The organism is Streptomyces sp. NBC_01296 (assembly GCF_035984415.1).
Lineage (GTDB): Bacteria > Actinomycetota > Actinomycetes > Streptomycetales > Streptomycetaceae > Streptomyces.
This window is the reverse complement of the sequence record NZ_CP130720.1, coordinates 7,178,965-7,190,686: the sequence shown is the minus strand read 5'-3', so window position 1 is coordinate 7,190,686 and position 11,722 is coordinate 7,178,965. Positions and strand designations below refer to the sequence as shown.

Here is an 11,722-nt window from a genome sequence, read left to right as displayed (position 1 = left end):
TCGGGGACGAATGAAGACAACTGCCCGTTGGCCAAGCGGTGTTCTCCACGGCGCGTGGGTCGCCATGGGGTTCGAACACCGCATCGGGCACGTGCGGGCACACCCGTCACTGAGGTGGGACGCGAACGGACCGCGCACCGAGGGCCGTGGCCGAGCCGGTACGCGGGTCACCGCTGACACCGCAGGGGGTGCCCATGCACTTGTCGGGTCGCAGTACCGGGCGGCCCGCACCTCGGGCGCCCGGTACTGCGACCAGGCCGTCGCCTCGCGTCAGCCGCGCTTCGCGATCATGTTGGCCATGCCTTCCTTGCCCTGCGTCTTCAGCGCCTTGAGGCGGTCCTGACGCAGGCGGGCATCGCTCCGCGAGGCGATCCACTGGTTCTCGCGGAGCAGCTTGTGGTAGCTGTCCAGGCGGCGCTGCTGCAGCATGCCGTCGTCGATGGCCTCGCGTACCGCACAACCGGGTTCCGCGACGTGATCGCAGTCCCGGAACCGGCAGTCCTCGGCGAGCTGCTCGATCTCCGAGAACGTCTGCTGCAGGCCGTCGGACGCGTCGTACATGCCCACGCCGCGAATACCGGGAGTGTCGATCAGCACCCCGCCGCCCGGCAGGGGCATGAGCTCCCGGGTCGTCGTGGTGTGGCGGCCCTTGCCGTCGCTCCTGGTCTGCTGGGTCTCCATCACGGAGCGGCCCAGCAGCACGTTGGCGATGGTGGACTTGCCCGCGCCCGACTGGCCGACCAGGACGGTCGTCCCCGTCAGAACGGCCGCGAGGATGTCCATGCCGTCGTCGGTGGTGGCGCTGACGACCAGGACGTCCACCCCGGGCGAGGCCTGCTCGACCGTTTCGCGGACGCTGTCCGCGTCCTGCGCGAGGTCGGACTTGGTGAGGATCATCACCGGCTGCGCTCCGCTCTCCCACGCGAGGGCGAGGAACCGCTCGATCCGGCCGAGGTCCGGTTCCGTGTCCAGGGCCACGACGACGCCGATGGTGTCGATGTTGGCGGCGAGCACCTGGCCCTCGGAGCGCTGGGAGGCGCTGGAGCGGACCATCGCCGTGCGACGCGGCAGCAGCGCCTGGACGTACGTGCCGGCGGCGCCGACCTGGACAGCCGCCCAGTCGCCCGTGCAGGGCATCTTCGTCGGGTCGGGGCCCGCGACCGGACCGGTGTCGGCATGGACGACGGTCACCTCGGAGTCGCCGTCGGCGATCACGACGTCGCAACGGCCCCGGTCGACCCGAATGACCCGGCCGGGCACCCAGGAGGCGTCGGCAGCGGAGGCGAATTGGTCGTCGAGTTCGGGGGACCATCCATAGGCCTCGAGCGGCCGCGGGTAGATCGAATCGGCCGATGTCGATGAGTGACGCAACGCGATGAGCCCTTCGGGAGGCGTTTCCGGCCGGTGCACGCAAGTCGGGTTGCACCGGCTGCTGGACAGGGGGCGGAGGGGGTGGGGCTGCTCACGGGCGCCGCTGCGGCGGTGGTGACAAGAAGGTCGCCCACCTCGGCTGATCCCGACGCACCGGGCATTCAGTGCACTTGACGCTACGACAGCTCCGGGCCGCCCGCAACACCGCTCAAGCGCGCCTGGATCGAGCCTCCAGATGCGGGATCACGAGGGCGATCGCCACCGACCCGCGCACCCGGGGCCCGCCCGGGTGCGTGGGTCGTTGGTCTGCCGTCGGCGGTCTACCGGCCGGCGGGCGCCGAGGTGCGGTAGAGGGCCCGCATCTCCTTCTCCAGCGCGGCGACCTCGTCCAGGCGCGGCCGGCTCTTGGGCGCGAACAGCCCGTCCTTCTCCCAGCGTTCCGGGTCCAGGCTCAGCGCCGAGACGTTGAGCCAGCCGCGCGAGCGGATCTCTTCGAGACGCTCGGGAAGGGCGTCCTCGAGGGCGAGGTAGAAGATGACGTGGGCCAGCTCCTCGATGCGCTCCAGACCGTCGCGCACGCTCGTGAGCACCGTGCCGAAGGCGGGTACCTCGTCACCCGGCAGGTTCTGCTCGAAGAGCCGGGCGAGCGTGGGCACGTCGTCGTAGTAGTCGATGTAGTCGAAGGCGAAGACGCCGCGATAGCTGCGCGCCCAGGCCTGGAAGAGCTTCATGATGGTGCCCTGGGTCGCCACCGCGTGCGCGCCGAGCGCGCTGAGCGCCGTGCTCGCCGGCTCGTCCAGGAAGGTCTTCCCGTAGAACTGCGGGTCGGAGAAGGACCATCCGACGTAGTAGTCCCAGATCGTCTTCAACGACATGATCACGGCGTTGTCGTGGAAGGCGTAGGAGCCCTGGATGTTCAGGGTGAGCCCCTCGGCGAGCGAGAGGAACCAGCGGTTGGCGTACCGCACGAAGCCCTCGTCGAAGGACTCCTTCACGTCGCGGCCGACCATCTCGGTCACGAAGCTGTTGGCGTAGCCGATCAGGTTCGACCCCACGGAGTAGTAGGGGTCGGCGAAGACCGCGGCGTCACCGACGCACGCCCAGCGGTCCTGCGAGAAGACCTGCTGCGAGGAGTGGCTGTAGTTCTTCAGCACGCGGAAGTCGAGGACCGGCAGCTCGCGGATGGCGGGGTCGAAGCCCGGAACGCGCTCGGCGACGAAGTCGATCGCCTTCTCTATCCGGTTGAACTTCGTGACCGGGTGGAGGTCGTCGGACACGACGATGCCCACGCTGGTGTGGTTGGGGGCCAGCGGGATGGCCCACACCCAGCCGCCCTCGAACATGAAGTGGTTGGTCGACTGCCAGCGCGTCTCGGTGATGCGGTCGTGCCAGCCGGTGTGCTCGGCGCCGACCGCCTCGTCGGTGTCCAGCCGGCCTTCGAGCCGGAACCAGACCGAGTTGTGGGGCTTGGGGTAGCGCTTGGTGAGGTCGAGCTTGCGCTGCAGCAGCCGGTGGCGGCCCGTGGCGTCGACGACCCACCGGCAGGTGATGCTGGTCGTCTCGCCGCCGTCTTCCTCGGCGGCCTGGTACGTCACCCGGTGCGGGGCGTCCTGCTCGCCGAGCTCGATGTCGACCACCTTGACGCCCTGCGTCAGCTGGGCCCCGGCATCCGTCGCCACCACGCGCAGGTGCTCCTCGAAGGAGCCGCGGTTGAGCTGGTAGGACTTCGCCGGGAGGAAGCGGTTGACGCCGAACTCGGCTTCCTCCTGGAGGCCCGAGCCGCCGCCGTAGAAGTACCGGAGCCCCAGCTTCTCCAGGTGCTCCTCCTCCAGGTAGTCGTACAGACCGAGGACGTGGTGGAAGTAGTACGCTCCCACCTCGACCGAGGACTCGCCGACCTTGTGCGCGGACAGCGGGATCGGTGAGCGCTCGCGCTCGCAGACGAGGACGGACAGCTCGGGCTGCGCATCCTTGAGTTGCTTGGCCAGGCAGAGCCCGGCCAGGCCGCCGCCCGCGATGACCACGTCGTAGTCGACACCGCCGAACACGGAGTCCGTACCGCTCTGGCTGCTCACTTTGTACCCACCTTGTCGTTCTGTCGGTTCTCGATGTTCAGGGCCAGGCTCCTGACGGTCCGGTCCGTGTAGGGATCCGAGACGTCGAGCTGGACCCCGATCCGCAACTCCACGCGGGCGAGCAGGTCCATCACGCTGAGGGAGTCGCCGCCGAGGTCCACGAAGTCGTCGTCCAGGCCGATGTGCAGGGGCGCGAACAGCTCCTGCCAGATCTCCAGGAGCACGGCCTCGGCCTCCGTCGCCGGCTCCGGACCCGCCCCGCCCTGGCCGACGGCACCCGCGTACAGGGCCACCAGGGCCTTGTCGTCGACCTTGCCGTTGCCGGTGAGCGGCACGGTGTCGATCGGGATGATCGCCGAAGGGACCATGTACTCCGGCAGGTTCTCCTGCGCCATGGCGCGCAGCCGGTCGACGTCCTGGACGGTGGGCCCCTGGACGAAGGCGATCAGGAGCGGCGTATCGGAGTCGGTGGCGTGGCGCAGCAGGTGGACGTGGCCGACCGCGGCGTCCTGCGAGAGGACCTGGGCCACGTGGCCCAACTCGACCCGGCGGCCCCGGATCTTCACCTGGCCGTCGCGGCGCTCGATGAATTCGAGGTCGCCGTTCTCGTGCTGCCGGACGATGTCCCCGGTGCGGTAGACGCGCTTCCCGGCGATCGAGGGCGAGGCCGGCGTGAAGAACCGCTCCGCGGTCAGCTCGGGATCGCCCAGGTAGCCCCGGGCCAGGCCCGCCCCGGCCAGGTGGAGCTCGCCGATTCCGCCCGGTGCCACGGGCTCGCCGTCCTCGTCCAGGACGAACGCCTCGGTGTGCTCGATCGGCTTGCCGATGAGTACGCGCTCGTCGGTGGCCGCGAGGCGGTGGACCGTGGAGCAGACGGCATTCTCGGAGGGCCCGTACTCGTTGTACAGATGCACCTCCGGGAGACGCCGGAAATGCTCCTGGGTCAGACTCGGCGCGAACCCCTCACCGGCGATCGTGACGCACCGCAGGGACTTCACCGCTTGGGCTTCCATGCCGTCCAGGAGGCGTTTGTACAGCATGGGGGTGATCAGGAAGTGGGTGACGTCCCGGTTCTCCATCAGGCCGGTCAGATAACGCCGGTCGGTGATGCGGTCCCGGCGCGGCAGGAGCAGACGCACACCGGCGGTGAGGGCGGAGAAGGTGTCCACCACAGCGCTGTCGAAAGACGGCCGCGGAATGGCCAGGTTCACGTCTTGCGGACCGAACCCGTAATAGGCGTTGCGCCACGTCAGCGTGTTGACGATCGCGCGGTGTTCGACGGCCACGCCCTTGGGGGTCCCGGTCGTTCCCGATGTGTACACCACATACGCGAGGTCGGACGGCGTGGCCACCGGCTCGGGGTCGGAGTCCGGTGTGTCGAGGGCGCCGCCCATGACGTCCAGAACGAAGAGCTCACCGTCGAAGAACATCGCACCGGCGGCCGCCGACGACTCGACCACCATCGCCTTGGGTGCCACGGCCTCGACGATCCGCTGGGTCACCGCGGGCGGGTTGTCGGGGTCCAGGGGGACATAGGCACCGCCGGCCTTGAGGACGGCCAGCATGGCAATGATCACGTCCGGCGGGTTCCGGACCAGAATCGCCACCCGGTCATCGGGGCGGACTCCGGCGGTGTCCCGCAGATGGTGTCCCAGCCTGTTCGCCCGGCGGTTCAGCTCGCCGTAGCTCAAGGATTCGCCTTCGAATTCCAGGGCAATATGACCCGGCAATCTTCTGGCACATTCCTCGAAAAGGGAAGTCAGGGTCTTCGGATCGCCATGGTTCACAAACAAACGCCCCCTGCCGAATTACTGTCAGTTCTCGATACGAATAGCGTAGCCGCAGCCAATGGAAGGGCCCTCTATTAACACTCGAGCCGCGAACGAGTGCGCCGGTCGTCGCGGCTCGCTCCGCCTACGGAAAGATGTGACCGCTCGGTCCTACTGCTGTGCCGGCTCTACGACGGACCAGATGCGCTCGCCCCGGTCGCGCAGGAGCTCGGCGGTGATGCCGCGTTCGGCGCTCAGCCGGGTGAGGACGCCGGCCTGCTGCACCTGTTCGGCTTCGGGGTCGTACTCGGAGCCGGTGAGGTGCTTGAGCCAGGGCTCGAGGCCCATGGCGTAGGCGTAGACGTGGCGGGCGTTGAGCTGCTGGGCGAGCTCGTCGGCCTGGGCGGCGTTGCTGCCCTTGAGCCGGCGCCCGGTGTTGTGCTCACGGGAGAGCTTCCCTTCCAGCATCGGCCCGTACAGCCACTTCAGAGGGGCGCCGACGCACTCGAGGCCGATGTAGAGCGCGTCGAGGGGCGTCTCGGTGAGGCCGGGGATGTTGTCGAACAGCGCGGGCTCGAGCGGCGTGATGTCGGTGGCGAAGAGGAACCTGCGGCCGCCGGCTCGGACGAGGGGCACCATCTTGGTGCGGATGTCGAGGTCGGCGTGCTCACCCACGAAGGGCAGGGCGGTGACCTCGACCTGGTCGGCCACGCGGTGGGTCTCGAGTTCGGCCAGCTCCAGGACGTTGGAGAAGCCGAGGGCCTGGAGCATGGCCTTGAGGCTGGGATCGGGCAGCGATCCGCCGGATGCGCGCGGAACGATGATCGTGCCGATGCGGGTGCGGAGCTGGAGCAGCGTCTCGAGCGAGAAGTGGTCGGAGTGGAAGTGGCTGATGACGACGGCGTCGATGTGCCGGGGGAGGTCTTCGAGGGTGTAGTGCTCGTAGCCGTCGCCGGTGTAGCCGATGAGCGGGTCGAGGAGGACGGACGTGGTACCGGTCTCGATCAGCACCGATGCGTGGTTGAAGTACCGCACCCGGACGTCCCCCGGCGCGGGCGGGGTGTACGGCGCCGGCGGCTCGTCGTGGAACAGCGCGGTGAACGCCGGGAGGTCGGCATCGGCGACCCCGAGGCGCTGCGCGAGGTGCGGGACGTCGACGGGGTCGAGGCGCGCCGCGAACAGTTCGTCCCACAGCGGGGAGTCGAAGGGCACGTCGATGTCCAGGCGGTCGGCGCGCGGGAGGACGGGGCTGCTGTAGACGAAGGGCTGGGGGCTCGGCGCGGCGGTGAGCGAGACGCACTGGCCTTCGCGCTCGTACGCCGGCGAGCCGTACATCAGCGCTTCGAAGAAGCGGAAGTTGGGCCGGTGGGCCGTGTCGTAGACGAGCTCGACCCGCCCGCGGAGGGAGTGGGGGACCAGGGGATAGAGAGGCTCCATCGGGCCGCCGAGCGCCTTCTCCCGCAGCATGGCGCGCAGTTCGGCTATGTCGTCGGCGAGCTGGAGCTTGGCCTGGCCGTCCTTGACCATGGTCTCGCGCGCCGCCTGGACTTCATCGTGGGTGGCGCCCTGGGGGTCGAGGAAGGGCGCGCCGTAGCGGTGCGGGTCGGCGATGACCGCATCGTGGAGGTGCGGTGCCTTCAAGTAGCTGTCCACTATGGGCAGCAGACGGTCCCGCAGATTCAGTGCGCCGGTGTGGGGCGCCAGGAGATAGGGCCACGCGTACCAGCGGTGCAGCAGGGGCTGAGCGACCACGGACGGGCGAAGGTAGAGCTTCTGGTGTGCCGGCACGGTGATTCCCTCACTGTCGATGATGTCGGTGGGTGGGTTCGCGGCAGCGGTCGTGCCATCGGAGTCGGAGCGGGTCACGACATGCACGGCTGTACGAGGTCGAGTCAGCCCCTTGGCCTCGCATATTCGTTCACATCTATCACGAACAACAGTTCATGAATCCGACAATTTAGCAGGGCGATTGCCTGGAGATGACGCTGCTCATGCACCACTCAATTCGAACCCCAGAGTGGCTCGAGGAGAATTCAAGGTGATATGGATTTGCGGGCCGTCAGCGGGTCCCGGCAGAGAATTGGCCGACCTCAGGACCCGATCTCAGGACCCGATCTCGAACTCAGGCGCCTTGAGGCTCTTCAGGCATGCGGTCTTCGGTGCGGCCGGGTTGTCGAAGAACGAGACGGTGATCTCCTGGGCGCACTTCGAGGTGGCGAACACCACGTGCGGCTCGTACGGGACCGTGACCACCTTGGCCTTGCCCAGCGTCCGGGCGACGTACGGCCCGTTGTCCGCGCCGGTCTGGGAGTCGAACCCGCCCGACAGGGCGAGGGTCGGGATGTCGCCGCGCGTGGCGTCCCGGATCGAGCGCGGGGCCGCGGGGACGTTCCAGGCGTCGCAGTCCGGATGGAGGAAGGCGAGTTGAGGGGCCTGGGCCTGTACCGAGCGGGGGAAGGTCGGGAAGGCTTGCTGTCCGCCCTTGAGCGCTGCGGCCTGGGTCTCGTACGGGGTCCACTCGCTGCAGAAGACGCCGTAGACGAGACCGTGCGCGACCCTGCCCATGGCCGCGGGGCTGAGCTTGCCGCCCGCCCACTGCCGGGCGATCCGCTGCGGCTTGCCGTGCGCCAGCTCGTCGAGGGCGAGGGGGACCTGGGGCGCCACGTGCGTGGCGGAGGTCATCCAGTTCACCAGGGCCCCGCCGTCCAGTACGACCTTCACCGGCTTGTCGCTGCCGGGGAGCGTGACGGTGGTGGTGACCGGCTTGGCTTCGAGTCGGCGGACGAGCTGGTCGAAGGTGGCCGACAGGTTCGGGTAGCGCTTGTTGCACGCGGGCTGGGCGGCGCAGGCCTTGAACAGGCCGTCGAAGCCCTGTCGGGCGCTGCTCCAGGTCGCGGCCGACCCGGCCCTGGACGGCGGCAGGATGCCGTCGATGCCCACCGAGCGGAGCCCCTCGGGGTGCAGGCGCATGTACGCGAGCGCGAGGTGGGTGCCGTAGGAGATCCCGTACAGGTTCCACTGCTTGATGCCCAGCGCGGTGCGCAGGTCCTCGTAGTCGGCGGCGCTCTCGATGTCGTTGTAGGTGCCGAGGTCGATCCCGCGGGCCGCCAGCTGGTCGTGGCAGGCCTTGGTGGCCTCGACGTGCAGGCGTTCGGTGGAAGGGGCGTCGTGGCCGAGGCCGACCGCGCGGGCGTTGAACTCGTCGATGTTGGGGCACAGGAGGTTCGGCCGGGCCGAGTACGTTCCGCGCTGGGACATGAAGATCACGTCACGGTCGCGGTTCAGGCCGCCGTCGATCGCCATCTTCGCCTCCCCCACGGCGTCGTCGCCGGGTCCGCCCGCGAGCCACACGATGGGGTCGGGTTTCGGCTTGTCGGTCGCGGCGGGCACGATCGCCACGCCGAGTTCGATCGTCCGACCGCCCGGCTTGGCGCGGTTCTCGGGCACGGTGAGCGTTCCGCAGCGGGCGTCTTCGAGCGCCTCGATCGGTTCCGGCGTCCTGGGGCAGGGGCCCGGTTCGAAGCGGGCGTCGCCCACCGTCCGTGCGGCCGTGCCGATCGGTGCTTCGGGGCCGGCACTGGCGTCGGTACGGGACCGCGCCTGAGCGGGCGCTGCGAGCAGCCCGGTGACCAGGAGACCGGTCGCGATGCCGGCCGACGCGGCCTGGAGGCGTCGTACGGTACGGCGGCGACGGGGCGCACGGTGGTGTGTCATCTGGCCTCCCGGTCACTTCGGGATGATCGTGAACGGTGCGGGTTCGACGTCTTCCACGCAGGCCGTGTCGGGCGCGGTCGGGTGAGCGAGGAACGAGGCCAGCACGCGCTGCGCGCAAGGCGACTGCGGGACCACCCAGTGGCCGATTCCGGGGATCTGCACGGCGGTCGAGCGGGACAGGTCGCGGGCCACGCCCTTCGCCCAGCTCGCCCCGGTCTTCACGTCGAACGTGCCGGAGACGAGGAGCGCCGGCACCGAGCTGACGGTGGCCACCCGCTGGACGGACGCGCGGTCCGGAACGTTCCAGATGCGGCACGCCGGGTACTGGAAGGGCAGTTGCGGCACCTGGGCCAGGACCGTGTCCGGCCACCCGGGGAAGGCCTTGCGCCCCGCCTTCAGCACGTCGGATTCCGAATACCCCGGCGCCCACTCGCTGCACGCCACCGAGTTCGTCAGGCCGTGCGCGAATTCGCCGACCTTCTGGACCGAGCCGGCCGCACGGGCCTGCGCGAAACGCTCCGGGTTTCCGCGGCTGAGTTCGTCGAGCGCTGCCGGGATGTCCTTGGGCCGCGGGGTGAAGGCGACGATCAGGTTCAGCAGGGCACCCCCGTCGAGGACGGTCTTGACCGGCTTTCCTCCGCCCGGCGGCGTGACGTTCAGTGTCAGGGGGTGGGCCTCCAGCTTGCGCACCTGCTCCGTCAGCAGGCGGGGGAGGTCCGGGTACCGGTCCTTGCAGGCGGGCTGGGCCGCGCACGCCTCGAAGATGTTGCGGATTCCCTCGGCGGTGCTGCCCCATGTCCACGGCAGGGTCACGACCTGGGGAGGTGTGATCGAGTCGATCGCCATCGCGCGGATGCCCTCGGGGTGCAGGCGCAGGTACGTGAGGGCCAGGTTGCTGCCGTAGGAGTAGCCGTAGACGTTCCACCGGGGGATGTTCAGCGCGCCCCGCAGGTCGGCGAAGTCCGCGGCGTTCTCGGTGGTGTTGTAGGCGCTCAGGTCGACGCCGTCGGCCGTCAGGCGGGCCCGGCAGTCCTTCACCGCCTTCAGCATGAGCTGCTGCGCCTGCCGTGAGTCATAGCCCAGGCCCACGGCCTGCGCGTTGAAGCGGTCGACCTCCGGGCAGGCGAGGTTCGGCCGGTCGTAGAGGTTGCCGCGCTGGGCCATGACGATCAGCTCGCGGTCCTTGTTCAGGCCGGAGTCGATGAGGAAGGGAATGTCGTCGAACGTGTCGGCACCGGGGCCGCCCGCCATGAACACCAGCGGGTCCTGTGCCGGCTTCGCCGGTGTGACGGCCGCAATGACCGCCACTGCGAGCTTGATGGTCCGGCCGCCGGGGCGGGAGCGGTTCTCGGGGACCTCGAGGAAGCCGCAGCGTGCGCTGCCGAGCGCCTCGATCGGCTCGGGCGTCTTCGGGCAGGGCCCCGGCACGAACCGGGACGGGGCTGCCGTGCCGGGCCGGCCGGCGGACTGGGCGGGTGGGGACGCGGCGCTGCTCTGTGCGGGGCCGAATGCTGCCAGGCATACCAGAGCGGCCGCGGCGGCCACCGCGGGGATGCTGTGCTGCGGCATGTGATCTCGTCCCTCTGCCGTGCCGGCTGCGGCCCCGCCGGGCCGGACCGCAGCGGTGTGGACGGAACGCTTCCTCTCGACGCTACTCGGTGGAACGTACCCGCGCACGCGGAGCGATCAGGGGCGACGCATCGGGCCGTCCGGTCAGGGAACGGTGCCGGTCCGCAGCTGGGCCCAGGCGTGAGGTCAGGGGCCCGGAGGGGGGATCGCGGGGATCCCCCCTCCGGTCAGCCGCGTCAGGACGGGAGCCAGGCCCGCCAGGTGGCCTCGTTCTCCTTCACCCAGCGGCCCGCCGCTTCCTGTGGCGACAGCTTCTGGTCCGCGATCATCAGGGCGACGTCGTTCTGCATCCCGGTCGTCCACCGGAACTTCTTCAGGAAGGCTGCGGCGTCGCCCCCGCCGTCCGCGAAGCGGGCGTTGAGGAACTTCTGCAGCGGCGTGTGCGGGTACGCGCAGGCCACCTTCTGCGGGTCGGCGTCACAGCCCTCCTTGTAGGCGGGCAGCTCCACCTCCGTCATCGGGACCTTCTCGAACAGCCACTGGGGCTTGTACCAGTAGCTCAGGAACGGCTTCTTCTCCTTGGCGAACTGCCTGATCTGGGTGATCTGCGCCGCCTCGGAGCCCGCGAACACGACTTGGTAGTCGAGCCCCAGGTTCTTCACGAGCGCCTTGTCGTTCGTCACGTAGGACGGGGAGCCGTCCAGCAACTGGCCCTTGCCGCCGCTCTCCGCGGTACGGAACTGGTCGGCGTACTTGTTCAGGTTCTTCCAGTCGGTGACATCGGGGTGTTCCTCGGCGAAGTACGTCGGCACGAACCAGCCGATGTGGCCGGTCACCCCGAGATCGCCGCCCCGCGCGATCGTCCCCTTGTCGTCGATGTACCGCTTCTCCTGCTCCGGGTGGCCCCAGTCCTCCAGGATGGCGTCGACCCGGCCCTGGCTGAGCGCGTCCCAGGCGGGTACCTCGTCGATCTGGACGGTGTCCACCCGGTAGCCGAGCTCGTGCTCCAGCAGGTACTGGGCGACGGCGACGTTGGCCTGCGCGCCCACCCACGACTGCACGGACAGCGTCACCGTGCGGGAGCCCTTCGCGTCGGCGTACGGGGAGGCCTGGCGGGTCATGTCGGCGGCGCCGCAGCCGGTGAGGGTGAGGGCCGTCAGGGCGACGGCGGCCCCGAGGGCGGCGAAGCGTGTACGAGGTGCGGTGAAGCGTGTGCGAGCCATG

General features: G+C 69.5%; 7 protein-coding genes. All 7 read right to left on the bottom strand.

Features of this window, described 5'->3' with window-relative positions:
- Window positions 1–270: 270 nt before the first annotated feature.
- The 7 genes from rsgA to OG299_RS32805 all read right to left on the bottom strand — a co-directional run bounded on the left by rsgA (window position 271) and on the right by OG299_RS32805 (window position 11,721).
- The gene (gene rsgA / locus OG299_RS32835; protein WP_266631572.1) at window positions 271–1,371 is read right to left on the bottom strand and encodes a ribosome small subunit-dependent GTPase A; all 1,101 of its coding nucleotides are present in this window, start codon (window positions 1,369–1,371) and stop codon (window positions 271–273) included.
- Between the two features lie 320 nt (window positions 1,372–1,691).
- Entirely contained in the window at window positions 1,692–3,446 is a 1,755-nt protein-coding gene (locus OG299_RS32830) for an NAD(P)/FAD-dependent oxidoreductase (RefSeq protein ID WP_327363414.1), read from the bottom strand.
- The gene (locus OG299_RS32825) at window positions 3,443–5,233 is read right to left on the bottom strand and encodes a non-ribosomal peptide synthetase (RefSeq protein WP_266631568.1); all 1,791 of its coding nucleotides are present in this window, start codon (window positions 5,231–5,233) and stop codon (window positions 3,443–3,445) included. Before OG299_RS32825 ends, OG299_RS32830 begins: the two co-directional genes overlap by 4 nt.
- Window positions 5,234–5,386: 153 nt before the next feature.
- Complete coding sequence (locus tag OG299_RS32820; protein WP_266631566.1) at window positions 5,387–7,003, bottom strand: MBL fold metallo-hydrolase; 1,617 nt, start codon at window positions 7,001–7,003, stop codon at window positions 5,387–5,389.
- A 315-nt stretch (window positions 7,004–7,318) separates the two neighbouring features.
- A complete protein-coding gene (locus tag OG299_RS32815) occupies window positions 7,319–8,929 on the bottom strand; it encodes an alpha/beta fold hydrolase (protein ID WP_266631564.1) in 1,611 nt (536 codons plus the stop codon).
- A gap of 12 nt (window positions 8,930–8,941) precedes the next feature.
- Window positions 8,942–10,498, bottom strand: coding sequence for an alpha/beta fold hydrolase (locus tag OG299_RS32810; protein ID WP_327363413.1), 1,557 nt, complete (start codon window positions 10,496–10,498; stop codon window positions 8,942–8,944).
- Between the two features lie 236 nt (window positions 10,499–10,734).
- The gene (locus tag OG299_RS32805; RefSeq protein WP_266631560.1) at window positions 10,735–11,721 is read right to left on the bottom strand and encodes an ABC transporter substrate-binding protein; all 987 of its coding nucleotides are present in this window, start codon (window positions 11,719–11,721) and stop codon (window positions 10,735–10,737) included.
- Window position 11,722: the final 1 nt, after the last annotated feature.